This is a genomic window from Curvibacter sp. EU05-FHT14A10 (assembly GCF_058791075.1).
This window is the reverse complement of sequence record NZ_JBYTDE010000018.1, coordinates 25,532-50,010: the sequence shown is the minus strand read 5'-3', so window position 1 is coordinate 50,010 and position 24,479 is coordinate 25,532. Positions and strand designations below refer to the sequence as shown.

General features: G+C 66.8%; 21 protein-coding genes and 2 tRNA genes. 13 read left to right on the top strand and 10 right to left on the bottom strand.

The window, feature by feature from the left end; all coding sequences use genetic code 11:
* The 9 genes from fdhE (at position 1) to AC3WUT_RS25405 (ending at position 10,230) form a co-directional block, all read left to right on the top strand.
* Complete coding sequence (gene fdhE, locus AC3WUT_RS25445; protein ID WP_492349854.1) at positions 1-963, top strand: formate dehydrogenase accessory protein FdhE; 963 nt, start codon at positions 1-3, stop codon at positions 961-963.
* Between the two features lie 22 nt (positions 964-985).
* Positions 986-2,434 carry an L-seryl-tRNA(Sec) selenium transferase gene (gene selA, locus AC3WUT_RS25440; protein ID WP_492349853.1) on the top strand — a complete coding sequence of 483 codons (1,449 nt, stop codon included), beginning with the start codon at positions 986-988 and terminating at the stop codon, positions 2,432-2,434.
* A gap of 7 nt (positions 2,435-2,441) precedes the next feature.
* Positions 2,442-4,394 (top strand): selenocysteine-specific translation elongation factor, encoded by a 1,953-nt coding sequence (selB, locus tag AC3WUT_RS25435; RefSeq protein WP_492349852.1) that lies wholly within the window; start codon positions 2,442-2,444, stop codon positions 4,392-4,394.
* 106 nt (positions 4,395-4,500) lie between these two features.
* Positions 4,501-4,593, top strand: a tRNA-Sec gene (locus tag AC3WUT_RS25430).
* 176 nt (positions 4,594-4,769) lie between these two features.
* Entirely contained in the window at positions 4,770-7,004 is a 2,235-nt protein-coding gene (locus tag AC3WUT_RS25425; RefSeq protein WP_492349851.1) for a TonB-dependent receptor, read from the top strand.
* A 10-nt stretch (positions 7,005-7,014) separates the two neighbouring features.
* Complete coding sequence (locus tag AC3WUT_RS25420; protein WP_492349850.1) at positions 7,015-7,980, top strand: alpha/beta hydrolase; 966 nt, start codon at positions 7,015-7,017, stop codon at positions 7,978-7,980.
* A gap of 41 nt (positions 7,981-8,021) precedes the next feature.
* The gene (locus tag AC3WUT_RS25415) at positions 8,022-8,264 is read left to right on the top strand and encodes a hypothetical protein (RefSeq protein ID WP_492349849.1); all 243 of its coding nucleotides are present in this window, start codon (positions 8,022-8,024) and stop codon (positions 8,262-8,264) included.
* Between the two features lies 1 nt (position 8,265).
* The gene (locus AC3WUT_RS25410; RefSeq protein WP_492349848.1) at positions 8,266-8,568 is read left to right on the top strand and encodes a hypothetical protein; all 303 of its coding nucleotides are present in this window, start codon (positions 8,266-8,268) and stop codon (positions 8,566-8,568) included.
* Positions 8,569-8,574: 6 nt separating this feature from the next.
* A complete protein-coding gene (locus AC3WUT_RS25405; RefSeq protein WP_492349847.1) occupies positions 8,575-10,230 on the top strand; it encodes a PepSY-associated TM helix domain-containing protein in 1,656 nt (551 codons plus the stop codon).
* A 406-nt stretch (positions 10,231-10,636) separates the two neighbouring features.
* On the opposite strand, the gene AC3WUT_RS25400 is transcribed toward AC3WUT_RS25405, so the two are convergent.
* Positions 10,637-10,724 (bottom strand) — tRNA-Ser (locus tag AC3WUT_RS25400).
* Positions 10,725-10,988: 264 nt separating this feature from the next.
* Here AC3WUT_RS25400 and AC3WUT_RS25395 point away from each other — a divergent pair.
* Positions 10,989-11,714 carry a response regulator gene (locus AC3WUT_RS25395; protein WP_492349846.1) on the top strand — a complete coding sequence of 242 codons (726 nt, stop codon included), beginning with the start codon at positions 10,989-10,991 and terminating at the stop codon, positions 11,712-11,714.
* Positions 11,715-11,738: 24 nt separating this feature from the next.
* Positions 11,739-12,836 carry an ATP-binding protein gene (locus AC3WUT_RS25390; RefSeq protein WP_492349845.1) on the top strand — a complete coding sequence of 366 codons (1,098 nt, stop codon included), beginning with the start codon at positions 11,739-11,741 and terminating at the stop codon, positions 12,834-12,836.
* Between the two features lie 4 nt (positions 12,837-12,840).
* On the opposite strand, the gene AC3WUT_RS25385 is transcribed toward AC3WUT_RS25390, so the two are convergent.
* The 7 genes from AC3WUT_RS25385 to ureA form a co-directional block, all read right to left on the bottom strand.
* Positions 12,841-13,263 (bottom strand): superinfection immunity protein, encoded by a 423-nt coding sequence (locus tag AC3WUT_RS25385; RefSeq protein ID WP_492349844.1) that lies wholly within the window; start codon positions 13,261-13,263, stop codon positions 12,841-12,843.
* Positions 13,264-13,427: 164 nt separating this feature from the next.
* Positions 13,428-14,075, bottom strand: a complete 648-nt coding sequence (gene ureG, locus AC3WUT_RS25380) for an urease accessory protein UreG (RefSeq protein WP_019574817.1) — start codon at positions 14,073-14,075, stop codon at positions 13,428-13,430.
* Between the two features lie 52 nt (positions 14,076-14,127).
* Positions 14,128-14,838 (bottom strand): urease accessory protein UreF, encoded by a 711-nt coding sequence (locus tag AC3WUT_RS25375; protein ID WP_492349900.1) that lies wholly within the window; start codon positions 14,836-14,838, stop codon positions 14,128-14,130.
* Positions 14,822-15,535, bottom strand: coding sequence for an urease accessory protein UreE (gene ureE, locus AC3WUT_RS25370; RefSeq protein WP_492349843.1), 714 nt, complete (start codon positions 15,533-15,535; stop codon positions 14,822-14,824). Before ureE ends, AC3WUT_RS25375 begins: the two co-directional genes overlap by 17 nt.
* Positions 15,536-15,628: 93 nt before the next feature.
* The gene (gene ureC, locus AC3WUT_RS25365) at positions 15,629-17,347 is read right to left on the bottom strand and encodes an urease subunit alpha (protein WP_492349842.1); all 1,719 of its coding nucleotides are present in this window, start codon (positions 17,345-17,347) and stop codon (positions 15,629-15,631) included.
* 23 nt (positions 17,348-17,370) lie between these two features.
* Positions 17,371-17,676: an urease subunit beta gene (locus AC3WUT_RS25360; RefSeq protein WP_019574813.1), complete on the bottom strand. Its 306-nt coding sequence runs from the start codon at positions 17,674-17,676 to the stop codon at positions 17,371-17,373.
* 25 nt (positions 17,677-17,701) lie between these two features.
* On the bottom strand, positions 17,702-18,004 hold the full coding sequence (ureA, locus tag AC3WUT_RS25355) for an urease subunit gamma (RefSeq protein ID WP_019574812.1): 303 nt from the start codon (positions 18,002-18,004) through the stop codon (positions 17,702-17,704).
* A gap of 190 nt (positions 18,005-18,194) precedes the next feature.
* Between ureA and AC3WUT_RS25350 the strand changes: the two genes are divergently transcribed.
* Together AC3WUT_RS25350 and AC3WUT_RS25345 are read left to right on the top strand one after the other, a co-directional pair.
* Positions 18,195-19,670, top strand: a complete 1,476-nt coding sequence (locus AC3WUT_RS25350) for a metallophosphoesterase (RefSeq protein ID WP_492349841.1) — start codon at positions 18,195-18,197, stop codon at positions 19,668-19,670.
* Positions 19,667-20,989, top strand: coding sequence for a cytochrome-c peroxidase (locus AC3WUT_RS25345; protein WP_492349840.1), 1,323 nt, complete (start codon positions 19,667-19,669; stop codon positions 20,987-20,989). Before AC3WUT_RS25350 ends, AC3WUT_RS25345 begins: the two co-directional genes overlap by 4 nt.
* Before the next feature lie 61 nt (positions 20,990-21,050).
* Here the strand turns inward: AC3WUT_RS25345 and AC3WUT_RS25340 are convergent, their stop codons facing one another.
* Complete coding sequence (locus AC3WUT_RS25340) at positions 21,051-21,377, bottom strand: P-II family nitrogen regulator (RefSeq protein WP_019574809.1); 327 nt, start codon at positions 21,375-21,377, stop codon at positions 21,051-21,053.
* Positions 21,378-21,388: 11 nt separating this feature from the next.
* Positions 21,389-24,478, bottom strand: coding sequence for an efflux RND transporter permease subunit (locus AC3WUT_RS25335; protein WP_492349839.1), 3,090 nt, complete (start codon positions 24,476-24,478; stop codon positions 21,389-21,391).
* Position 24,479: the final 1 nt, after the last annotated feature.

The following is a 24,479-nucleotide window of genomic DNA, read 5'->3' as shown; positions in this document are numbered from 1 at the left end:
ATGCAACGCATTCTTCAACCCGGTGACATTGAAGCCCTGGACCACACCCGCTTCCCCCGGGTGCTGCCGCCCGCAGCGGGCTCGCTGTTTGCCGAACGCGCGGCCCGCCTGCGCCAGTTGGCCGATGGCAACCCGATTGCCGATTACCTGCTGTTCGTGGCCAAGATCATGGATGCCCAGCACCTGGCCGTGGCTCAGGTGCCGGTGCCCATCGTGGCCGAAGACATCAAGACCCGAGCCCAGCAGCACGGCATGCCCTTGATGCCCGCACTCGATCACCTGGATCCGGCCTGGCACGATGTGCTCGACAGCCTGATCGACACACTGGCCCGCGAAGACGGTCTGCCAGAAGCCCTGCAACCCTTGCTCGGCGCCCTGCGCGAGCTCAGCCATGCCGAACGCGACGACATTGCCCGCAAGTTGCTGCAAGGCGAGGGCTCGGCCCGCGACGTGGGCCTCTCGCCCTTCATCATGGCGGCCCTGCAGGTCAGCTTCACCCGGCTGGCCAGCCAGCTCACCGAGGCCGACGTGCCCTACACCGACACCGCCAGCGTCTGCCCCGTGTGCGCCAGCGCCCCGGTGGCCAGCGTGCTGCGCATCGGGGGCCAGGCGGCGGGGCACCGCTACCTGCACTGCGGCACCTGCGCCACCGAATGGCACATGGTGCGCGTGAAGTGCTCGCACTGCGAATCCACCCAGGGCGTGGCGTACCAGGGCATCGAAAATGACAAAGGCGTGGTCACAGCCGAGACCTGCAGCGAATGCGGCACCTACCGCAAACTGGTCAACCAGGAGAAAGACCCTCTGGCCGAGCCCTTGGCCGACGATCTGGCCAGCCTGACCCTGGACCTGCTGATGGGTGAGACCCGCTTTCAGCGGGCCAGCCCCAATCCCTTGCTGTTCGTGGCCGTGGCCGAGCCGCAGCAGGGCGACGACGCCGCCTTGCCTCCTGATCTGTCCTGAGCTTTTTTGCACCCAGTCCGCCATGACCCAGCCCGAGGCCTCTCGTTCTTCTCCCGTCCCCGCCCTGGCCAGCCTGCCTTCGGTGGATCGGTTGCTGCAGCACCCCGAGCTGCAGCCGCTGCTGGCCCCCTATGGCAAAGAGGCGCTCACCGAGGCGGTGCGGCAGGTGCTGGCCCGGGCGCGCCAGGCCTGGCGCGAGCAGGCGGGCGACGCGCCCCTGCCCGATGAGGCCGCCTTGCGCCAGTCGGTGCAGCAGCACCTGACCCGGCGCTTTGCGCCCCGCTTGCGCTCGGTGTTCAACCTCACGGGCACGGTGCTGCACACCAACCTGGGCCGGGCCCTGCTGCCGCAAGAGGCCGTCGAGTCTGTGGTGCAGGCCCTGACGGCCCCGGCCAACCTCGAGTACGACCTGGCCACCGGCGGCCGGGGTGACCGCGACGACCTGGTCGAAGACCTGCTGTGCGAGCTGACCGGGGCCGAGGCCGCCACGGTGGTCAACAACAACGCCGCCGCCGTGCTGCTGACCCTGAGCGCGCTGGCCGCCGGCCGCGAGGTGATCGTCTCGCGCGGCGAGCTGGTCGAGATCGGTGGCGCCTTCCGCATCCCCGACATCATGGCCCGCGCTGGGGCCCGCCTGGTCGAGGTGGGCGCCACCAACCGCACCCATGCGCGTGACTACGAGAACGCCGTGGGCGAGCAGACCGCGCTGCTGATGAAGGTGCATTGCAGCAACTACGAGGTGACCGGCTTCACCAAGAGCGTGCCCGAAACCGAGGTGGCTGCCATTGCCCATGCCCGCCAGCGCCCCCTGGTGGTGGACCTGGGCAGCGGCACCCTGGTCGACCTGCGCCCCTGGGGCCTGCCCCACGAGGTGACGGTGCGCGAGACCATTGCGGCCGGCGCCGACCTGGTCACCTTCAGCGGCGACAAATTGCTGGGCGGCCCGCAGGCCGGCCTGATCGTGGGCCGCAAAGACCTGATCGCCCAGATCAAGAAGAGCCCGCTCAAGCGCGCCCTGCGGGTGGGCAAGCTCACCCTGGCGGCCCTGGAGCCGGTGCTGCGCCTGTACCTGTCGCCTGATCTGCTGGCCCAGCGCCTCACCACTTTGCGGCTGTTCACGCGCCCGGTGGCCGACATGCAGGCCCAGGCGCAGGCTTTGCAGCCCCTGGTGCAGGCCGCCGTGGGCCCGCGTTGGGCCGTGGAGGTGGGCGCCATGAGCAGCCAGATCGGCAGCGGCGCCTTGCCGGTGGATCTGCTGCCCAGCCAGGGCCTGCGCCTGAGCCCTGTGCAGGCGCGCCAGGCCGGTCGCCAGTTGCAGCAACTGGAAGCCGCGCTGCGCCAGTTGCCCCGGCCCGTGATCGGCCGCACACAAGACGACGCCCTGTGGTGGGATCTGCGCTGCCTGGAGGCCGCCGACCAGGCCGCCTTCGAGGCGCAGTTGCCGCAGCTCAGCGCCGCATTGAATCGCTGAGCCGCCCATGATCATCGGTACCGCAGGCCACATCGACCACGGCAAGACCACCTTGGTGCGCGCCCTCACCGGCGTGGAGACCGACCGCCTCAAGGAAGAAAAAGAGCGCGGCATCTCGATCGAACTCGGCTATGCCTACACCCCGCTGCCCAATGGTGAGGTGCTGGGCATCATCGACGTGCCCGGCCATGAGCGCTTTGTGCACACCATGGCCGCCGGTGCGGTAGGCATCGACCACGCCCTGCTGGTGGTGGCCGCCGACGACGGCCTGATGCCACAGACCCGCGAGCACCTCGACATCGTTCTGTTGCTGGGCGTGCGCCAGGCCACCGTGGCCCTCAGCAAGGCCGACCGTGCCAGCCCCGAGCGCCGTGCCCAGGTGCGGGCCGACATCGCCGCGCTGCTGGCACCCACCCCGCTGGCCTGGGCCCCGGTGTTTGAAACCGCAGCCCAGCAGCCCGACGACCCCGGCGTGGCCGCCTTGCGCCAGCACCTGCACACGCTGGCCCAGGCGGCGCCGGCCCGGCCGCGGCATGGCCTGTTCCGGCTGGCGGTGGACCGGGTCTTCACCCTGGCCGGCCAGGGCACCGTGGTCACCGGCACCGTGTTCGGCGGCCAGGTGCAGGTGGGCGACACCCTGCAGCACTCGGCCAGTGGCCTCAGCGTGCGCCTGCGCAGCCTGCACGCCCAGAACCAGAACCGCCCCGAAGGCCATGCCGGTCAGCGCTGCGCCCTCAACCTGGTGGGCATCGACAAGGCCGCGATCCATCGCGGCGACTGGATCGCCGATGCACGTGCCCTGCAGGCCAGCCGGCGCATCGACGTGCGCCTGCGCCTGCTGCCCGACGCCCCGGCCCTGGCCCAGTGGGCCCCCGTGCACCTGCACCTGGGCACCGCCCACCTCACGGCCCATGTGGCCTTGCTGCAGGGCGAGCGCATCGAGCCCGGTACCGAGGTGCGGGCCCAACTGGTGCTCGATGCGCCCGTGTTTGCGCTGCCCGGTGACCGCCTGATCCTGCGCAATGCCCAGGCCAGCCGCACCATTGCGGGCGGCTGCGTGCTCGACCCCGAGGCCCCCGAGCGCAAGCGCCGCAGCCCCGAGCGCGTGGCCACCCTGGACGCCCTCGAAGCCCTGGTCACCACGGGCGATGCCCGCCCCCTGATCGCCAGCGCCCCGCTGGGCCTGGCGCGCTCGCAACTGCAGCGCCTGATGGGCCGGGCGCTGGCGCCCGATGAATTGCAGGACATCGCCCTCGCCATCCCCCTGGGGGCCGATGACGCCTTGCTGATCCACCCCGGGCGTTGGCAGCCGCTGCGCGAGCAACTGCTGGCCCGGCTGGCCCAGTTTCACGACAAGAACCCCGACGAGCCGGGCCTGAACGCCGCGCGCCTGCGCCGCATGGCCCTGCCGGGCTTGGCGCAGTCCCCGCACGATGCCCTGTGGCGGGGCCTCGTCGACACCTTGCTCGGCGAGCACCAGATCGAGCAGACGGGGGCCTGGCTGCATCGGCCCGGCCACCGGGTGCAACTGAGCGCTGCCGAGCACACCTTGTGGCAACAGGTGCAGGGCCGCCTGCAGGCCGGCCGCTACGACCCGCCCTGGGTGCGTGACCTGGCCCGCGACCACCACGGCACCGAAGAAGGGGTGCGCCAGCTGCTGCGCAAACAGGCCCGCCAAGGGCAGGTGTTCCAGGTGGTGAAAGACCTGTTCTATGCCGCCAGCGCGATGGACGAGCTGGCCGCCCTGGTGGCCCGCCTGGCCGCCGAGCAGCCTCAGGGCCTGGTCGAAGCCGCCGGCTTTCGCGATGCCACCGGCCTGGGGCGCAAACGCGCCATCCAGATCCTGGAGTTCTTCGACCGCGTGGGCTACACCCGCCGCGTGCGCGATGCCCACCTGCTGCGCCCCGACGCGCATTGGCAGGGTAGCCCCCTGCCCACAACCTTAGCCCCGGTGGCCTGAAAGCAGGGCAGGGCACCGGTAGAATCCTGCCACCCTGCACCGGCCCCGCGCCGCTGCAGGGGCTTCATTTCTGACCCAGGTCGCCCACCCGGCGGCCTGCGGCACTGGAAGGCATACACACCCGGTGGTGTGCCCGGGCTTCAAACCCGGTCAGGGGCGTCAGCCGCTCCTGGGTAGGTTCGACTCCTGCTGCTTTCCGCCCTTTTCTTTTCAAGACCTTGGAGCTAGACCTCGCCAACTGGGTTGGCGCCGCTCCGCTCCGACAGCCCTCGCCTGCACCGATTTTTTGGGCGGGCAGCGCGTTTACGAACTGGACACGAATCAGCTCAAAGTCGTGTAACAATGAGAATCATTCGCATTTGATGGTGATTCAAAATGGTTCATTCAGTTTGGGAGATGGGGGGCAGCACGCTGCTGCAGCGCGCCTTGGGGCCGGTGTCCTCGCTTGGGCTGGGCCTGGCGCGCCGGGCCACGGCGCGCGCTGCAACCTTGTTGTGCGTGGGCCTGGCCGTGGTCGCGCAGGCGCAGGCCGCAGACCCGGTAGACAGCGGTGCCGCCAGCGCCTCCTTGCCGACGGTCACCATCACCGCGGGGCCGTCGGCCGCGGAGGATCTGCCGCAGCCCTACAGCGGTGGCCAGGTCGCGACCGGTGCCCGGCTCGGGATGATGGGCAACGTCGACACCCTGGATGCCCCCTTCAACATCACCGCCTACACCGCACAGGTGATTGAAGACCAGCAGGCCCGTACCTTGGCGGATGTGCTCAGCAACGATCCGTCGGTGCGGTTCACCACCTCCAGTGGTCACGCCTACGAGAACTTCCGGGTTCGGGGTTTCGATGTCAATCAGAACGACGTGGCCTTGGACGGCATGTTCGGCCTGCTGCCCATTGGCCACATTCCACTGGAGTTTGTGGAGCGGGTTGAGTTGCTCAAGGGGCCCAGCGCTGCCGTCGGCGGCATGGCTCCCAGCGGAGCGGTAGGCGGCGTCATCAACCTGGCGCTCAAGCGGGCCGGCGATGAGCCCTTGAATCGCGTGACGGTGGGTTACCAGACCCAATCCCAGTTGGGCACCAGTGTGGACATCGGCCGCCGCTTCGGAGAAGACAAGGCCTGGGGGATCCGTGTCAATGGCGCATTCAGCGATGGCGAGACCACCCTGAACGGCCAGAACAAGAGGCGGGAGTTGTTGGCCACGGCCTTGGACTACCGGGGCCGGGGTTTGAAGGCCTCACTGGACGTGTACAGCAGCAAGGAGTCGTTCAAAGGTGGCACGCCGGCCATGTATTGGTTCACCTCCGCCGTAGCGGCCGCTCCCGATCCCAGCATCAACCAGTTCCCGACGGCCTATGGCGACTTGCAAAGCAAGGGCGTCCTGGCCCGAGCCGAATACGCCATCAACGACGCCCTGTCCGTGTATGCCGGCCTGGGCGCCATGAGTCATGACTACGCGGGCTTCATCAACGGCACGCACGTGCGAAGCCTCAATGCCTCGGGCACCAGCGCCACCACCCGGACTTATGGCTCGCGCGGCTACAACGACAACGTGTCAGCGGAGGCCGGCCTGCGCGGCCAGTTCAAACTCGGTCAGGTGAAGCACGAGTGGGCCTTGCAGACCTCCAACCTGGTACAGGAGGCCGGCGCCGCCACCAACACGTCGGCTGCCTACACCACCAACATCTACAACCCGAGCACGATGGCGATGCCCACCTTGCCCGGCTCGGCACCCAAGACCAGCGAGTCGGTCTTGTCCAGTGTGGGTTTGTTGGACACGCTGTCATTCATGAGAGACCAGGTCCGGTTGACCCTGGGGTTGCGGCATCAGCGGGTCAAGACCACCAACTACAGCACCACGGGCGCAGTTTCGGGTGACTACGACAAGAGTGCCGTGACGCCGATGGTTGGGCTGGTCGTCAAGCCCTGGGGGCCCAGCGTGTCGCTGTACGCCAACTACGTCCAGGGCCTGAGCAAGGGCGACAGCGTGAGCACGCCCACCTATGCCTACAACTTCACCTTTGCACCCTACAAGACCGACCAGAAGGAGGTCGGCGTGAAGTGGGACACAGGTTCCTTCACCAACACGTTCAGCCTGTTCGAAATCAACAAGCCGATGCTCATCACCCTCAGTGGCAATGTGCCCTCCGATGGAGGTGAGAAGCGGGTTCGAGGCCTGGAGTGGTACACCTTTGGCGAGGTGGTCCGCGGCACGCGCCTATTGGGTGGGGCTACATTCACACAGGGTACGCAGACGCGGACCGCCAACGGCAGCTACGATGGCAAGACGGCGGTTGGGGCTCCGCGCTGGCAGGGCAATCTCGGCCTGGAGTGGGATGCGCCCTGGGTCATGGGCCTGACCCTGAACGGCAAGGTGGTCACCAGCTCCAGCCAGTACCTGGACGCGGCCAACACACAAAAGCTCGCCGGTTGGAGTGAACTGGAGGTGGGGGCCCGTTATGCCACCCGGATGGCCGGTAAAAAGGTGGTCTGGCGCTTCAATGTCGTCAACCTGCTGGACCGGCACTACTACTCGGGCGCCTTCAGCGACACCACGCCCATCGCCACGCTGGGGCAGGGGCGCACGTTCATGACGTCCTTGAGCACGGATTTCTGAGGGCTGGCCCATGCGTCCGCAAGCGATGATCGCGCGTCTGCTGGTCACTCTGGCTCTTGCCCTGTCTGCTGGCCAGTGCCGAGCGGTGACCAAACACGCAGACCCTGTGTGGGGGCCGGTGTTGGTGCCCGGTGCCCAGTCCGCCGAGCTGCAGGCGCGGCACAGCGGACATCGCTACCGCCTCTTTGTCTCGGTGCCGGGCACCCCGCCGCCTGCCCAGGGGTATCCGGTGCTCTACGTGCTGGACGGCAATGCCAGCTTCCCTGTGGCGGCCTGGGTGGCCAGAACGCTTGAGCGGCGCCGTCTGGTGACGGGCCAGACACCGCCACTGGTGGTGGGCGTTGGCTATCCCGGCAGTGCCGATTTCGATTTTGCAGCCCGCAGGCGGGACTACACCATCGCCGCACCCGGTCTGTCCGGCGACGGTGTGACGAACAGCGAGGGTGAGCAGGGCGGGGCCGACGCCTTTCTCGATTTCCTGGAGCAGGAGGTCAAGCCGTTGGTGGCACAGCGCCACCCGGTGGACGCCGAGAGCCAGGCTCTGTTTGGACACTCGTTCGGTGGCTTGCTGGTCCTGCATGCCTTGTTCACACGGCCGAGCAGCTTCAGCACCTTTGTAGCCTCCAGTCCTTCGATCTGGTGGCAGGGCCGGCAGATACTGCAAGAGGTCCCCGAGCGGGTTGGCGACTGCCGCGGTTGTCGGCCTCGGGTGCAGATCAGCGTGGGCGCCCTGGAGGACAGAACCCCACCTGGACGGCATTCGCCCGAGGTGTTGGCGCTGCTGGCCAGCCGGCCCATGGTGTTGGAGGCTCGCCGACTCGCTCAAGATCTGCAGTCACGGCCAGATTGGGGTCGGCGGGTGGCCTATCACGAGCTGGCCGGAGAAGACCACGGCTATGTCTGGATGCCCGCCCTCACCCGCGGCATCGACCTGTTTTTGCCACCGCTGGCGGATGTGGATCCGCCACAGCCTTGAGGACAAGCGCTATGAGATACGAGGTGTTGTTCGGACTGATCATGACCACGCTCTGCATGGTCTGCATCTACCTGGGTTCGCCGCAGCAGCGTTGGATCGGGGTGCCATGGCCGAGCGGTCCGGCGCGCGTGAGCGGTGCGCTGTGTGCGCTGTTGGGCTGGCTTGTCCTGTCTGCTGGCATGCAGGCCCTGGTGGCCACCTATGTGTGGCTCACGGCTCTGATGCTGGTAGGGGCTGCCTTGCCCTACGTCGGGGTGTTGATCCATGCGTTGCGGGTGCGTTGACATGAGTCTGGCCAAGAAGAAACTCGAGCCCGACTGGCTCAGCAAGACCCTTGCGGGCGCAGGGCTGGGCCTGAGCTTGGCGCTCTCATGCAGCGGCTTGTTGTCGCTGGCGCTGGCAGGCCTGTCTTTGCCAGTACGAGGCCAGTTGGTGATGTGGGTGGTGCCCCTCATCGCGCTGGGGGCCTGGAGCGGGGTCTACCTGTTCCGCAGCGGTCTCAGCGCCTGGCTGTGGCTGGGTGGCGCCAACCTGCTGAGCTGGGGAGCCCTTGGGGCCCTTCGATTTTGGATTGCATCCGCACATTGACAGACCATGAGAGCCGACCTGATCCGCATCTACAAATCAGTTCATACCTGGACTGGCATCTTCAGTGGCATGGCCTTGTTCATCGCCTTCTATGCGGGCGCGCTGACGGTCTTCAAGGAGCCGTTGGCGCGATGGGCCACGCCACCGCAGGCGATCGAGAGGGTGCCCCTTGAGCAGGCGCAATCCCTGATCCTCAAGACCCTGGCCACCGATCCCGCCGCAGCCCGTGATTTCACCCTCCACCTGGAAGACGTGGAGAACGTTCCGGCCCGGATGCAGTGGCAGGTTCGCAGCCAGGCGGATGCTGAAGAGCACGACGACTCGGCCCAGCGCCATTTTGTCGCCACCCTGGATGCCTCAGGCCAAGCCCGGATCAGCGAAGTCCACCCCTCCAGCCTGGCCCAGTTCATTGATGTTCTTCATCGGGTGGTCGGTCTGCCCTTCGACAATGATCCCAATCGCTGGGTCATGGGCGTGGTGGCGATCCTCTACACCCTGGCCCTGGTCTCTGGAGTGATCGTGCTGCTACCGTCCCTGGTGAAGGATTTCTTTGCCTTGAGGGTGGGCAAGAACCTCAAGCGCATGTGGCTGGATGCGCACAACGTGGTGGGCATCATCAGTCTGCCATTCCACCTGGTCATGGCGCTCAGCGCCGTGGTGTTTGCGTTCCATGATCCGATCTACGGGCTGCAGAACGTATTGATCCATGAGGGCAAATGGGGGGCAGCATTCCAGCGAGGGCCTCAGCCGTCTCCTGCCCCGACGCCACGTGATCCCTCGGCGATGTTGGCTCCAGAGACCATCGTTGCCAGGGTCAGCACCTTGTCCCCGGGCTTCCAGCCCACCATGTTGCAATACCAGCAGGTCACGGGGCCGAGACCGGTGGCGCGCGTCTGGGGGCGGGACGACAGCGCTGTGTTGCCGCGCGCGCGGGGTGGCTTCGTAGCCATCGATCCCTACACCGGCAAAGTGTTGAGCACCGACTACCTGCCCGGAGCCCAGAGCACGGCCAATCTGTTCATCAGCAGCTTTTTCGCACTCCACATGGCCTCGTTTGGCGACGTGGCGGTGAAGTGGATGTACTTCCTGCTCGGCCTGGCGGGGGCTTGGCTGTTTTACAGCGGTAACTTGTTATGGGTGGAGTCGCGCCGTCGCCGCGCCCAATTGAGTGCCGGAGGCGCCCCGGTTCAACGTCTGGACTGCCGCCTGATGGCCTCGGCCACCGTTGGAGTCTGTCTGGGGTGTATCTGCGGCGTGTCTTTGATGACGGTGGCTCAGAAATGGCTGCATGGTCATGGACTTGACTTGGCCTACTGGACGCGCGCGCTTTATTACCTTGCGTTCTTTTCGGCGTTGGCATGGTCTTTCCGTGCAGGCGCTGGCCGGGCCTGTTTCCACCTGCTGGGGGTGGCTGCGGCTCTGACATTCGCCATCCCCTTGACTAGCCTGCTGGCCTGGACGTTCCCCTCTCTGGGACTCTGGGTTCATGGCTCTGTCGCTGCGCTGGGGGTGGATGTCACGGCTTTCATCGGCGCGCTTTGCCTGGTCTGGATGGCCAGGGTCACCCAGCGCCGCATCCAGGCCGGTGCCAGTGACAGCGTCTGGTCTGCCCCCAGCCCCAGCGCTGTGGCCGATGGCGAAGCCAGGACCCACGCTGCTTGATCCGATCCCTTGAAGGCACCCGTCGGCTGCGTCCTGTGAGGCGGTCATGGGCAAGTTGCCGGCGTCGGCGTAGGAGTTTGCGTCAGAGTGGCTGGGAAGGGGGGCGGCTCGGTGCTCCTGCACCCTGCGAACGGCTCGCTCGCGGACTTTGGGGGGAGAACTTCGGTGACTTGTTCATGGCGTCAGCTTCTCAAGAGTTGGGGCCTCCTCAAAACCTGGGGCGCTCCACGACCCCTGCCGCCTTGAGCGCGTCAATCTGCAGTTGAGTTTCCGGCTCCCTGGTCGATATAGAACGGAGCACCTGAAGGCGCATGACAGCCGCCCTGCGGACGAAAAAAAAGGCACTCAGTGCAACTGAGTACCTTTTCTCTGAAGGGGGTGGACCAGCGGGGCCACTGGAAAATACTGGCGGAAGCTCAGGGATTCGAACCCTGGAACCCTTTCGGGTTGCCGGTTTTCAAGACCGGTGCAATCGACCACTCTGCCAAACTTCCTGCGCCCAGCATTGTAGCCGGCCTTGGGTCACGATTTGGGCTTGGGGCAGGGCTGAGACGGGTATCGAAGAGGGTTGTGGATTGGTCGGGTGCAGGTCTTCCAACTGTCATCGCTCCCCGTACTCAGGGTATGTCAGGACTGTAAGAAGATGCTTACAAACCACGTTTCTAAGGCTGGAACAGCCGGGTATTCAGGGTCCATTTGACTGGCTTGAAGGGGTGCGGCGGTGCGTAGACTTCGGCGTCTTTCGCTCTCGATTGCCCATGCAACACATCCTCGTGGTTGACGATGATGCAGACATCACCCAACTGCTAGCCCAATACCTGTCGCGCTTTGGTTTCACGGCTCACACGGCGCGTGATGCCGACACCATGCGCAGGGTGCTGGCAGCGCAGCCGGTCGATCTGGTGGTGCTGGACGTGATGCTGCCCGGCACCGATGGCCTGGCCCTGGCGCGTGAGCTGCGCTCGCGTTCGCGCATCCCGATCATCATGCTGACGGCCCGGGGCGATCCTTACGACCGGGTGATCGGGCTGGAGATGGGGGCCGACGACTACATGAGCAAGCCCTTTGAGCCACGTGAGCTGGTGGCGCGCATCCAGACGGTGTTGCGTCGCATCACGAGCGGGCAGGCGCCGCCGCCCGAGGAGTCCGAGGTGGTGCACTTTGATGGCTGGCAGCTGCACCGCATGGCGCGTCACCTGATCACCCCAGAGGGGGTGGTCACCCCCTTGTCGAATGCCGAATTCAGGCTGCTTTGCACCTTTTTGTCGATGCCGCGGCGCATCTGCAGCCGTGACCAGTTGATGGAGGATGCACGCGGCCGGTCGATGGAAGTGTTCGAGCGCAGCATCGACCTGCTGGTGTCGCGACTGCGCCAGAAGCTGGGGGACGATCCGCGCGAGCCCCGTTTCATCAAGACCGTGCGTGGGGCAGGCTACCTGTTCAATGTGCGCCACGTGCAGGGGCGCATGGGCTGGCAGCCCTGAGCCCGTACAACCGAGTTCAAAGCCATGTTCACCCTGGTGCTCCAGCCGCTGCTGCATCCCTCGCGCTGGCGCGCCTGCCTGGCGCGCGGCCTGGTGCGTTGCCTGCCGGCCTCGCTGTTTGGTCGCCTGGCCTGGGTGATGGTGGGGATGGCGGTGGTGGGCCAGTTGCTGCTGGGGCCCTTGCTGCTGTCTTTGCACGCCTGGGTGTTCGACCTGGAGGGGGCGGCCCAACGGGCCTCGTCGCCGTTGGCCTGGCAGGGTGCGCTGGAGTGGGCGCTGGGCCTGCTGGCTGCGGTGCTGGCGGCCTGGGTGGGTGCCCGCTGCTGTGCCGCACCGGTCGAGCGCCTGGTGCTGGCCGCACGGGCCATGGGTCAGGGCCTGGAACGCCCCCCTTTGCCAGAGGAAGGCAGCGCCGAGTTCCGTGAAGCCAGCCGGGTCTTCAATCAGCTGCAGAGCACGCTCCAGCAACGCCTGCAGGAGCGCGACCGGGTGGTGGCCTCGGTTTCGCACGACTTGCGCACCCCACTGACCCGGCTGCGCCTGCGGGCCGAGCGCCTGCTCGACCCGGCCGACCGCAGCCTGTTCCGGCGCGACATTGCTGAGATGGATGCGCTGATCACCACCACGCTGGACCACTTGCGCGGTGTGGCCGCTCCCGAGCCACCGGTGTGGCTGGACATCAAGGCCCTGGTTGACAGCCTGGCCGATGACCAGCAGGCCTGCGGGCACTGGGTGCCGGTGCATGGGCGGGCCGGCGCCTTGCTGGTGCAGCCGCTGGCCTTGCGGCGCTGTCTGGGCAACCTGCTGACGAATGCGATCCGCTACGGGGTGCAGGCCGAGATTTTTCTTTGGGACGATGGCCGCGAGGTCGGGATCGAGGTGCGCGACCACGGCCCCGGGCTGCCCGAGGCCGAACTTGAGCGTGTGCTGCAGCCCTTTGTGCGCCTGGAGAGTACCGTCCAGCGGCACCGTGGCGGCATGGGGCTGGGCTTGTCGATTGCGCGAGACATCGCACTGCGCCACCAGGGCCTGCTGCAACTGCGCAACCGTCCGGATGGCGGGGGCTTGTTGGCTGTGGTGCGGCTACCGCGGCAGGGCGTGCCCCCGGCCCGCGCGGCCTGACCGCTCACACAGCGGGCGTGAGGCTGGTGCCGCAGTGCCTGCACTTGATGGCGTCTTCTTTCACCTTTTCGCCGCATTTCGGGCAATTGAGGAGTGAGAAGCCTCGCACCAGCAATTCACTGTCGAAGTACCCGCTTTCCTCGCCGTCGGGTAAGGTCACCTCGGGTTTCTTGATGGCCATCACCAGGGCAGCCACCCAACCCAGCACGGTCCAGCCGAGAAACAGGTTCAACAAAGCGATGGTCAGGCGCTTGGGTTGCCGGCTTCTGAAGGCCTCGTAACTGGGCAACAGATAAAGCATGGGGCCGAACACGAGCAGCGAATAGGCCACCACGGTGTTGAACCCGTGGTTGCGGGTGTTGTGCGACACACCAGCGTAATAGCTGAACGCCACCAGAACCATCAGCACAAACAAGCGAATGTACATAGCCCCTCACGTCGTATCGGGTAATTAATGACTCGTTACGAACTTAACAGGAGAAGGGGGCAAAAACAAGCATTTGAAACGGATGCCGGCAGGCGCACCCGTGTGTTGTCGATGAACAAACCCGTTCCGGCAGGCCGGGTCAGGCCTGCCGCTGCAGCGGCGATTCAGGCCTTGAGCATGCCCTTGGTCTCGATGAACTCGACCACCTGGGTCAGACCGCTGAGGGTTTTCAGGTTGGTCATCACATAGGGCTTCTTGCCGCGCATGCGCTGGGTGTCGGCCTCCATCACGGCCAGGTCGGCACCCACATGGGGGGCCAGATCAGTCTTGTTGATCACGAAAAGATCGCTTTTGGTGATGCCAGGGCCCCCCTTGCGCGGGATTTTTTCGCCCGCAGCCACGTCGATCACATAGATCGTCAGGTCGCTCAGCTCGGGGCTGAACGTGGCGGCGAGGTTGTCTCCGCCCGACTCGACAAACACCACGTCGGCGTCAGGGAACTGCGCCAACATGCGGTCGATGGCCTCCAGGTTGATCGAGGCGTCTTCACGGATGGCCGTGTGCGGACAGCCGCCGGTTTCCACCCCCAGGATGCGTTCGGCGGGCAGGGCGCCGCTCACGGTCAGCAGGCGCTGGTCTTCCTTGGTGTAGATGTCGTTGGTGATGGCGATCAGGTCGTACTGTGGGCTCATGGCCTTGCACAGCATTTCCAGCAAGGTGGTCTTGCCCGAGCCGACGGGGCCGCCGATGCCCACGCGCAGGGGCGGAAGTTTCTTGGTGCGGCCGGGGATGTGGTGCAGGGCGGTGCTCATGTGGGGTCTCGGTAAAAGGCAGGGCGGGTGCAGGGCGGGTGCAGGGTGGGGCTCAACTTCTGAAAAGCCGGGAATACTGGGTTTCGTGGCGTGCCGAGAGCACGGCCAGCCGCGGCGTGAAGGCCTGGCGGTCGGCATCGTCCAGGGCCATGGCACCGGCCACGGCGGCCGGGATCTCGGCCGCCAGCCGGGCCAGGATGCGCTGGCCCGCACTTTGGCCCAGGGGCACGGCCTTGATGGCAGTCTGGCTCATGTTCTCGCACCAGCCAAAGGCAAAGGCGGCACAGATGTCGGCGGCGCTGGCAGGGCTTGCGGCGGCGGCCGCGGCAAAGGCCACCGGGTAGGTCAGGCCCAGGGCCTGCACGCGTTCTGCCTGGGCGGGCTGCAGGTTGCGCAGCCAGTCGATCAGCGAGCGGCCCATCTGCACGCTTTGCAGGCGCAGCTCGCTGGTCTCTCGGGTATGCAACACCCATTGGTTGAGTTCGGCCAGGCGGTCCAGTCGGTCGGCACGCAAGGCCTCCACGCTGGCCGCCAACACGGCCAGATCGCCGCGGGCCAGGCCCAGGTGCAACTGGTCCAGCAGCCAGCCGGCCGCCTGGGCTTCGTTGTCGACCCCGGCCCATTCGACCGCGGCCTCCAGCCCTTCGGAATAGGAAAAGCCGCCCACCGGCAGGGCCGGCGAGGCCAGCCAGATCAGCGACAGCAGGCCGGCCGTGCCCGGGCTGGGCTGGGCCGGACCAGGGGCTTCAGTGACGGTGCCCATGGTCGTGATCGTGATCGTGGTCGTGGTTGCAACCCGGGCCGTGTTCATGGCCGTGATCGTGGTCGTGGGTGTGTTGATGCCCGTGCTGGTGGTCGTGCCCATGGTCATGGCCGCAATCCTGGGTGTGCTCGTGCGGGGCATCGGGGCCGGGTTCGTGGGCCGCGTGCTTGTGATCGTGGTCGTGGTGCTCATGGTCGTGGCCGTGGTCATGGTCGTGCCCATGGCCGTGGTGGTGCCCGCCGTGGTCGCCATAGGCACCCGACTCGGGTTCGAACGATTCGTCCACCGGGTTCACGATCAGGTGCATGCTGCGCAGCATGTCGGCCAGCACATGGTCGGGCTCGATCTTCAGGTGGTCGGGCTTGAGCTCGATCGGCACATGGCGGTTGCCCAGGTGGTAGGCGGCCCGCACCAGGTCGAAGGGGCTGCCATGGCTGCTGCAGGGCGTGATGCGCAGCACAGGCTGGGGGGCCGCGATCACGCGCACCAGCGAGCCATCCTCAGCCACCAGCACGTCGCCGCCGCGCACCGTGGTGCCGCGCGGCAGGAAAACGCCGAGGTGGCGACCACCCGAGTCGGTGGCATCGAAACGGCTTTTCTGGCGCACGTCCCAGTCCAGTTCGAGGGAGTGGGCGCGCTTGAGCAGCACGGGCGCCAGGCCCTGGCCACCGGGGATGATTTTGGAGATCTGCAGCATGGTCGGCAATCCAGACGGGAAAGTGAGAACGGGGGCCGAAACTTTAACGCTTCGGCCCCGACCCTGGCCGGGTCTCAGGGGATCGACCCGGTCTCAGAACAGGAAATAGCGCTGCGCCATCGGCAGGCTGGTGGCGGGCTCGCAGGTCAGCAACTGGCCGTCGGCCCGCACCTCGTAGGTCTGGGCGTCCACTTCCATGCGCGGCGCATAGTCGTTGAGCAGCATGTCCTTCTTGCCCACAGTGCGGATGTTCTTCACCTCGGCCAGGGTTTTGTGCAGTCCGTAGCGCTGGTCGATGCCTGCTGCCATGCCCGCTTGCGACACAAAGGTGAGCGAGCCCTTGGCAATGGCCCCGCCGAAGGCGCCGAACATGGGCCGGTAGTGCACTGGCTGGGGCGTGGGGATGCTGGCGTTGGGGTCGCCCATGGCGGCCATGGCAATGAAGCCGCCCTTGAGGATCAGCGAGGGCTTCACGCCAAAGAAGGCCGGGTTCCAGATCACCAGGTCGGCCCATTTGCCTTCCTCGATGCTGCCCACGATGTGGCCGATGCCGTGCGCGATGGCCGGGTTGATGGTGTATTTGGCGATGTAGCGCCGGGCCCGGTAGTTGTCGTTGCGTGCCGTGTCGGCGGGCAGCTTGCCGCGCTGCTGCTTCATCTTGTGGGCGGTCTGCCAGCAGCGCAGGATCACCTCGCCCACCCGGCCCATGGCCTGGCTGTCCGAGCTGAACATGCTGATGGCGCCCAGGTCGTGCAGGATGTCTTCGGCTGCGATGGTCTCCTTGCGGATGCGGCTCTCCGCAAAGGCCAGGTCCTCGGCGATGTTGGCGTGCAGGTGGTGGCACACCATCAACATGTCCACGTGCTCGTCCAGCGTGTTGATGGTGTAGGGCCGTGTCGGGTTGGTCGACGAGGGCAGCACATTGGCCTCGCCCACCACGCGCAGGATGTCGGGGGCATGGCCGCCGCCCGCGCCTTCGGTGTGGAAGGTGTGGATGGTGCGGCCCTTGAAGGCGGCCACCGTGTCCTCGACAAAGCCCGATTCATTGAGCGTGTCGGTGTGGATGGCCACCTGGGTGTCGGTCAGCTCGGCCACGTTCAGGCAGTTGTCGATGGCGGCGGGCGTGGTGCCCCAGTCTTCGTGCAGTTTCAGGCCGATGGCACCGGCGTCGATCTGCTCATGCAGCGCTGTGGGCAGGCTGGCGTTGCCTTTGCCCAGAAAACCCAGGTTCATCGGAAAGGCGTCGGCCGCCTGCATCATGCGTTCGATGTTCCAGGGACCGGGGGTGCAGGTGGTGGCAAAGGTGCCCGTGGCCGGGCCGGTACCGCCGCCGATCATGGTGGTGATGCCGCTGCACAAGGCCTCTTCGATCTGCTGCGGTGCGATGAAGTGGATGTGGGTGTCGATGCCCCCGGCGGTGACGATCTTGCCTTCGCAGCTGATCACCTCGGTGCCCGGGCCGATGATGATGTCCACGCCGGGCTGGGTGTCGGGGTTGCCGGCCTTGCCGATCTTCACGATGCGGCCGTTCTTCAGGCCGATGTCGGCCTTCACCACGCCCCAGTGGTCCAGGATGACGGCATTGGTCAGCACGGTGTCGACGGCGCCTTCGGCGCGGGCGCGCTGGCTTTGTGCCATGCCGTCGCGAATGGTCTTGCCACCGCCGAACTTCACCTCTTCGCCGTAACTGCCGGCGGCCAGGGTGTGGTCGTGTTCGATCTCAAGGATCAGGTCGGTGTCGGCCAGGCGGATGCGGTCGCCCGTGGTGGGGCCGAACATTTCCGCGTAGGCGCGGCGTGAAATGGAACTCATGGTGTGTCCTTTGCCTGCAGGCTTCAGAGGGCGCCCTGCACCAGGCCGCGAAAACCGTAGATGTGGCGGCTACCTGACACGGCCACCAACTCGACCGTGCGCTCCTGCCCGGGCTCGAAGCGCACAGCGGTGCCCGAGGCAATGTTCAGCCGCATGCCGCGCGCCGCGGCGCGGTCAAAGCCGAGCGCCGCATTGGTTTCGGCAAAGTGGTAGTGCGAGCCCACCTGGATCGGGCGGTCGCCCGTGTTGCGCACCAGCAGGGTCACGGTGGGGCGGTCGGTGTTGAGGGCGTGCTCGCCCTCGTCAATGATCAGTTCGCCGGGAATCATGGTCGTTGTTCTCCTGTCGCGGATGTCATGGAATCGGCTGGTGGACGGTCACCAATTTGGTGCCGTCAGGGAAGGTGGCCTCGACCTGGATGTCGGGAATCATTTCGGGGATGCCCTCCATCACCTCGTCGCGGCTGAGCAGGGTGCGCCCTTCGCTCATCAACTGGGCCACGGTCTTGCCGTCCCGCGCGCCTTCCATCACGGCGGCACTGATGTAGGCCACAGCCTCGGGGTAGTTCAGCTTCAGGCCCCGCGCCTTGCGGCGCTCGGCCAGCAGGGCAGCGGTGAAGATGAGCAGCTTGTCTTTTTCCCGGGGGGTCAATTCCATGGGGATGCCTCGATAAGGGTCGGTCTGAATGTCTCCAAATGTTAAAGCAGGAACCTTGCCTGGTGGTGCACCATGCTGGTGCCCGCAACGCCAGAATTCAGTGCATGTCAAGGCCGTGTAGCGGTCTTGTCACGACGCTGAAACAGCCGCTCCGTACGGTGTGGGGTTTACCGAGGACGGAGAACCCACCATGAAAAAAATCCAACAGCACCCCCTGGTCTGGCTGGCCGGCTTGTCCACCCTGGGCGCGGCCCTGGTGCTGCCCGGCTGCAGCGGTGACAGCACCCCCGATGCCGCCAGCGGCGACGCCAACATCCAGGCGGCCTGGGTAGAAATGGGCGACAGCAACCAGGCCATCGCCCGTGTGGTCACCAGCTACACCCCGCCCACCGCGGCTGGCACCAGCGCCAATGCCGCCTGCCCACTGCTGGTGGTGGATGGCAACGCCACCCGCATGAACCTGCGCGTGGGCCCCGGTACGGCCGCACAGCGCACCACGGCCAGCGACCCGGTGGATTCCAAGCCCTCGGCCTTCCCGGTCTCGGTGTGCGAAGCCAACCTGCCGGGTGGGGCGCAGAAGGTGGCCGTGGCCAACCGTGTGCTGCCCGTGCCCAAGGCCAATCCCCAACGCGTGCTGGTGCTGGCCGACACCGGCTGCCGCATGAAGAAGGCCGGCGCCGCCTGGCAGGCCTGCAGCGACCCGGTGGCCTGGCCCTTTGCCAGCCTGTCCAAGGTCGCGGCCTCAATGACGCCTGACCTGGTGCTGCACATCGGCGATTACCACTACCGTGAGAACGCCTGCCCCAGCGACGTGGCCGGCTGCCAGGGCAGCCCCTGGGGTTACGGCTGGGACACCTGGCTGGCCGACCTGTTCCAGCCTGCCGCCCCGCTGCTGTCTGCCGCCCCCTGGGTGGTGGTGCGTGGCAACCACGAAGAATGCGCGCGCGCCGGCCAGGGCTGGTACCGCTTCATGGACGTGCGCAGCTACTCGGCCGCCCGCAACTGCGACGACCCGGTCAACGACGGCACGGCCAACTATGCCGACCCCTACGCGGTGGCTTTGGGCACCGACTCGCAGATCGTGGTGTTCGATTCGGCCAAGACTGGTTCCTCCGCCCTCAAGCCCACCGATGCCCAGTTCGCCATCTATCAGAAGCAGTTCCAGACCGTGGGCAGCCTGGCGGCCAAGACCGGCGTGGTCAACACCATCTTCACCAACCACCACCCGATCCTGGCCTTTGCCCCGGTGGCCGGCAGCACCCCGGCGCCCGGCAACCTGGCCCTGCAGTCGGCCATGAGCAGCCTGAACGCCCAGGCCTACTACCCGCCGGGCGTCAACGTGGCCCTGCATGGTCACGTGCATGACTTCCAGGCCATCAACTTCGCCTCGGGCCACCCGGCCACGCTGGTCACCGGCAACGGCGGCGACTCCCTGGATGTGGCGCTGCCTGACCCGCTGCCCGCGGGCCTGACGCCCGCCGTGGGGGCCACGATCGACCGCATCACGCACAGCGCCAGCTTCGGCTTCATGGTGATGGACCGCAACGCGGCCCCTGCCACGGGCTGGACCTTCAAGGCCTACAGCGCCGCCGGCAAGCTGATGGCTACCTGTGTGCAGTCGGGCAAGGCACTGAGCTGCGACAAGACCGGCTTCCTGACACCGTGAGGTCGCTGTTGGCGGGCGCCTGGCGCCTTTTGGGCGGACTGCTCGCAGGCAGCCTGTGTGCCGGGGCGCTGGCCGCCCCTGAAAGCGTGGTCCTGGTCTCGGGCGGTGGGGCGCAGAAGGTGCTGGCCGCGATCGGCCGCAGCCCGCTGTTGGCCGCCAAGTACGACGCCACCAGTGCCCGCTTTGCACCCGACCCGGCCCTGGTGGCCCTGGGCCGGCGCCTGTTTGTCGAGCCACGCCTGTCCGAACCGGCGGGTGCCTCGTGCGCCAGCTGCCACGACCCGGCCCGCGCCTTCATGCCGGGGCCGCAGGCCGTGGCCGGCGGGCCCGGCACGCCACGTGGCAGCCGCGCCGGCGAGTTCAGCCTGCGCAACGCGCCCTCGCTGCTGTATGTGCGCTATGTGCCGCGCCGCCACTTCTACCAGGACGACGACGCGCCTTATCCGTCGCCCTTTGGCGGCCTGATGGCCGATGGCCGTGCCGACACCCTGGCCGAGCAGGCGCGCGGGCCCTTGTTCGACCCGCACGAGATGAACAACGGCAGCCCGCGGCAACTGCTGCAGCGCCTGCGCCGCAACGGGCTGGCCCAATCCCTGGCCGACAGCGGGGTGGCCCCCTTCGGCCCGGCCGTGATGCGTGACCCCGAGACCCTGGTACGGGCCCTGGGTGCGGCCTTCGAGGCCTACCTGCAAAGCGATGAGATGGCGCCCTTCAGCTCGCGTTTCGATGCCTACCTGCGCGCGCGCCAACCCTTGAGCCCCACCGAGATGCGCGGTCTGGCCCTGTTCAAGAACCCAGACAAGGGCAACTGCGCCTCGTGTCACGCCCTGTCGGACACGGCTTCACGGCCCGAGCGTTCGCTGTTCACCGATTTCGGCTATGACGCGATTGCCGTGCCACGCAACCGGGCCCTGGCACCCAACCGCCGGGCCGGGCACTTCGATGAGGGCTTGTGCGTCACGGCGCGGGCCCAGCAGTGGCCCGAACCGCAGCAGTGGTGCGCCTACCTGCGCACCCCCGGGCTGCGCAACGTGGCGCTGCGCCAGAGCTTCATGCACAACGGCGTGCTGCACTCGCTGCGCGACGCGGTGGCCTTCTACAACACACGTTCGATCAAACCCGGCCAGTGGTATGCCTCGGGCAGTGTGTTCGAAGACGTGGCCCCGGCCCACCACGGCAACGTCAACGTCAACTCCCCGCCGCTGAACCGCCGCCCCGACCAGCCGCCCGCCTTGAGCGAGCAGGACATTGATGACCTGGTGGCCTTTTTGCGCACCCTGACCGATGCGCCCTACGTGGCGGCCATGCCGCCACCTTGAGCCTGTCTGGCGGCCATGCCACCCCCTGAGAAACCTCGCAGGTTCACAGGGGGGCAAAGGCTCATACCGCGCTGCCGTCGCGGATGCGGTGGGTCTCGTCGATGTCCACCACCCAGACCAGACCGTCCCCGATCTGGCCGGTCTGGCAGGCCTGGGTGATGGCCTGGCGGATGGTCTCCACCATCTCGGCCTGGGCCAGCACCGACACCATCAGCTTGGGGCTGAAGTCGGTCAGTTCTTCGCGCACGCTGCGTTTGTCCACCGCGGCCGGGGCGGTGAAGCCCTCGGCCCGGAAGATGGTCACCCCCGGAAAATTGGGGATGGCGCGCAGCGCATCGCGCAGGCGGTTCAAGCGGCTGGGCCGCACGATGGCTCGGATTTCCTTCATGTCGGCCTCCTTCAGGCTTCGGTGGGCTTTTCGTCGAACCAGCGGTACAGCGTGGGCAGCACCACCAGGGTCAGCAGGGTGGAGGAGATCAAGCCCCCGATCACCACGATGGCCAGCGGGCGTTGCACCTCAGAGCCCGGGCCGGTGGCAAACAGAAACGGCACCAGACCCAGCAGGGCCACGGTGGCCGTCATCATCACGGGGCGAAAGCGCTGCACGCAGCCTTCGCGCACCGCGGCGGCCACCTCCAGCCCGTCTTCGCGCAGGCGCCGGATGCAGGTCACCAACACCACGCCATTGAGCACCGCAATGCCCCACAGCGCGATGAAGCCCACCGAGGCCGGCACGCTCAGGTACTCGCCCGTGACGAACAGGGCCACCAGGCCCCCGATCGAGGCAAAGGGCAACACCAGGATGATCAGGCTGGCCAGCCGCACCGAGTTGAACAGCAGGAACAGCAGGAAGAAGATGGCCGCGATGGTCAGCGGCACGATCACCGCCAGCGTGCCCATGGCGCGCTCCATGTTCTCGAACTGCCCGCCGAAGCGGAACTCATAGCCTTCGGGCAGGCGCACCTCCTGGGCCAGGCGTTGCTGCACCTCGGCCACGTAGCCGGCCAGGTCGCGCCCTTCCACGTTGGCGCCCACCACCACGCGGCGCTTGCCGCTTTCACGGCTGATCTGCGCCGGGCCGTCCACCAGTTCGATGCGCGCCACCGAGTACAGCGGCACCTGGGCGCCGTCAGTCGTGGTCAGCAAGGTGTTGCCGATGGCCTCGGCGCTCTGCCGCGCCGCGGCCGGGAAGCGCACCACCACGTTGTAGCGGCGCTCGCCTTCGTACAGGGTGGTCACTTCCTTGCCTCCGATGGCGGTCTCGATCAGGCTGTGCACGTCGGCCACATTGATGCCGTGGCGGGCGATGGCCTTGCGGTCGATGTCCACCGTCAGTGCCTGCTGGCCTGACAGCCGCTCGATGCGGATGTCTCGGCTGCCGTCCACGCTTTTCAGCACCCGGGCCACCTGCTCGGACAGGCGTTTGAGTTCGCCCAGTTCATCCCCGAAGACCTTGATGGCCAGCTGCGAGCGCACCCCGGTCACCATCTCGTCGACCCGCTCCGAAATCGGCTGCGAGAGCACGATCTGCACCCCGGGGATGGTGGACAGGCGTTGTCGGATGTCTTCGTCGATCTCGTCCTGAGTGCGGTCCGATTTCGGGTCGAGCAGCACGATGGGGTCGGACTCGTTGGGGCCGGCGGGGTCGGCGGGCGACTCGCCCCGGCCCAGCTTGGACACCACCATGCGCACCCCGGGCACCTCGGCCACGGCCTTCATGGCGTCCATTTCCATGCGGATGGATTCGTCCAGCGAGATGCTGGGCACGCGGTTGATCTGTGGCGTCAGCGCGCCTTCCTTCATGGTGGGCATGAAGGACTTGCCCAGCAGCGGGAACAGCGCCAGCGATCCCAGCAGCAGGCCCACGGCCACCCCCAGCGTCAGGCGGCTGCGCAGCGTGGCACCGTCGAGCAAGCGCAGGTAATGGCGCTTCAGGAAGGCGATCAGCCGGGTGTCGTGGTCAGCCCCGCCCTTGAGGAAGTAGGCGCACAGCACCGGTGACAGGATCAGCGACACCACCAGCGACACGGCCAGGGCCATGGCGATGGTCAGGGCCAGCGGCGCGAACATCTTGCCCTCGATGCCTTGCAGCGTCATCAGCGGCAGGAACACCAGGATGATGATGGCCATGCCGAAGATGGTCGGGGTGGCCACCTCGGTGGTGGCGTCCAGGATGGCGCGCACCCGCGCGCCCATGCTTGCGCCGGCCTGACCCACGCGGTGGTACACGTTCTCGACCACCACCACCGTGGCGTCCACCATCAGGCCGATGGCAATCGCCAGCCCCCCCAGCGACATCAGGTTGGCCGAGATGCCATAGCGGTTCATCAGGATGAAGGTCGTCAGCGGAGCAATCACCAGGGTGGCCACCACGATCAGGCTGGATCGCACGTCGCCCAGGAAGATGAACAGGATCACCACCACCAGGAAGATGCCTTCGACCAGCACCTTGCCCACCGTGAACAGGGCCGAATCGACCAGCTCGGTTCGGTCGTAATAGGGCACGATCTGCAGCCCGTCGGGCAGCAGGCCCTGCCGGTTGATCTCGTCCACCCGATCCTTCACCCGGCCGACCACCTGCTTGGCGTTGCCGCCCCGCATCATCAGCACGATGCCCGACACCCCTTCGGTGTAGCCGCCCTTGATGATGGCGCCCTGGCGCACTTCACTGCCCAATTGGACCGTGGCCACGTCGCGCACATACACCGGCACGCCGGCCTGTTCCTTCACCACGATGTTGGCTATGTCGTCCAGGGTGCGGATCAGCCCCAGGCCGCGGATCAGGTACTGCTCGGTGAGCTGCGGCAGGATGCCGCCGCTGGCATTGGCATTGTTGCTGGCAATCGCCTGCACCACCTGCTGCACCGACAGCCCGTAGTGGCGCAGCCGACCGGGGTCGACCAGGGCCTGGTACTGCTTGACATAGCCGCCCTGCGAGTTGATCTCGGCCACACCCGGGATCGAGCGCAGCATGGGGCGGAGCACCCAGTCCTGCACGGTGCGGCGTTCGGCCAACTCTTCGGGGGTCAGCGCACGCTGCCCGTCGTCGGGGCGCTCCAGCGTGTATTGATAGACCTCGCCCAGGCCGGTGGAGACCGGGCCCAGCACCGGCACGATGCCGGCGGGCATGCGTGGCGTCACCTCGATCAGGCGCTCAGTCACCAGCTGGCGCGCAAAGTACACGTCGGTGGTGTCTGTGAACACCAGGGTGATGATGGACAGGCCGCTTTTGTTGAGCGAGCGCATCTCGACCAGGCCGGGCAGCCCGGTCATGGCGATTTCCAGTGGCACGGTCACAAAGCGCTCGATCTCTTCGGGCGAGCGGCCGGGCGCTTCGGTGGCCACTTGCACCTGCACATTGGTCACGTCGGGGAAGGCGTCCACCGACAGCCTGGTGGCTTCACGCACGCCGAAGGCACACAGCACCAGGGCCAGCACCACCACCACCAGGCGCTGGCTCAGCGCAGCACGGATCAGGGAGGCAACCATG

Excerpts from the sequence above, each read along its gene's own strand:
- fdhE (WP_492349854.1), top strand. The coding sequence starts at position 1 with ATGCAACGCATTCTTCAACCCGGTGACATTGAAGCCCTGGACCACACC.
- selA (WP_492349853.1), top strand. The coding sequence starts at position 986 with ATGACCCAGCCCGAGGCCTCTCGTTCTTCTCCCGTCCCCGCCCTGGCC.
- selB (WP_492349852.1), top strand. The coding sequence starts at position 2,442 with ATGATCATCGGTACCGCAGGCCACATCGACCACGGCAAGACCACCTTG.
- AC3WUT_RS25425 (WP_492349851.1), top strand. The coding sequence starts at position 4,770 with ATGGTTCATTCAGTTTGGGAGATGGGGGGCAGCACGCTGCTGCAGCGC.
- AC3WUT_RS25420 (WP_492349850.1), top strand. The coding sequence starts at position 7,015 with ATGCGTCCGCAAGCGATGATCGCGCGTCTGCTGGTCACTCTGGCTCTT.
- AC3WUT_RS25415 (WP_492349849.1), top strand. The coding sequence starts at position 8,022 with ATGACCACGCTCTGCATGGTCTGCATCTACCTGGGTTCGCCGCAGCAG.
- AC3WUT_RS25410 (WP_492349848.1), top strand. The coding sequence starts at position 8,266 with ATGAGTCTGGCCAAGAAGAAACTCGAGCCCGACTGGCTCAGCAAGACC.
- AC3WUT_RS25405 (WP_492349847.1), top strand. The coding sequence starts at position 8,575 with ATGAGAGCCGACCTGATCCGCATCTACAAATCAGTTCATACCTGGACT.
- AC3WUT_RS25395 (WP_492349846.1), top strand. The coding sequence starts at position 10,989 with ATGCAACACATCCTCGTGGTTGACGATGATGCAGACATCACCCAACTG.
- AC3WUT_RS25390 (WP_492349845.1), top strand. The coding sequence starts at position 11,739 with ATGTTCACCCTGGTGCTCCAGCCGCTGCTGCATCCCTCGCGCTGGCGC.
- AC3WUT_RS25385 (WP_492349844.1), bottom strand. The coding sequence starts at position 13,263 with ATGTACATTCGCTTGTTTGTGCTGATGGTTCTGGTGGCGTTCAGCTAT.
- ureG (WP_019574817.1), bottom strand. The coding sequence starts at position 14,075 with ATGAGCACCGCCCTGCACCACATCCCCGGCCGCACCAAGAAACTTCCG.
- AC3WUT_RS25375 (WP_492349900.1), bottom strand. The coding sequence starts at position 14,838 with ATGGGCACCGTCACTGAAGCCCCTGGTCCGGCCCAGCCCAGCCCGGGC.
- ureE (WP_492349843.1), bottom strand. The coding sequence starts at position 15,535 with ATGCTGCAGATCTCCAAAATCATCCCCGGTGGCCAGGGCCTGGCGCCC.
- ureC (WP_492349842.1), bottom strand. The coding sequence starts at position 17,347 with ATGAGTTCCATTTCACGCCGCGCCTACGCGGAAATGTTCGGCCCCACC.
- AC3WUT_RS25360 (WP_019574813.1), bottom strand. The coding sequence starts at position 17,676 with ATGATTCCCGGCGAACTGATCATTGACGAGGGCGAGCACGCCCTCAAC.
- ureA (WP_019574812.1), bottom strand. The coding sequence starts at position 18,004 with ATGGAATTGACCCCCCGGGAAAAAGACAAGCTGCTCATCTTCACCGCT.
- AC3WUT_RS25350 (WP_492349841.1), top strand. The coding sequence starts at position 18,195 with ATGAAAAAAATCCAACAGCACCCCCTGGTCTGGCTGGCCGGCTTGTCC.
- AC3WUT_RS25340 (WP_019574809.1), bottom strand. The coding sequence starts at position 21,377 with ATGAAGGAAATCCGAGCCATCGTGCGGCCCAGCCGCTTGAACCGCCTG.
- AC3WUT_RS25335 (WP_492349839.1), bottom strand. The coding sequence starts at position 24,478 with ATGGTTGCCTCCCTGATCCGTGCTGCGCTGAGCCAGCGCCTGGTGGTG.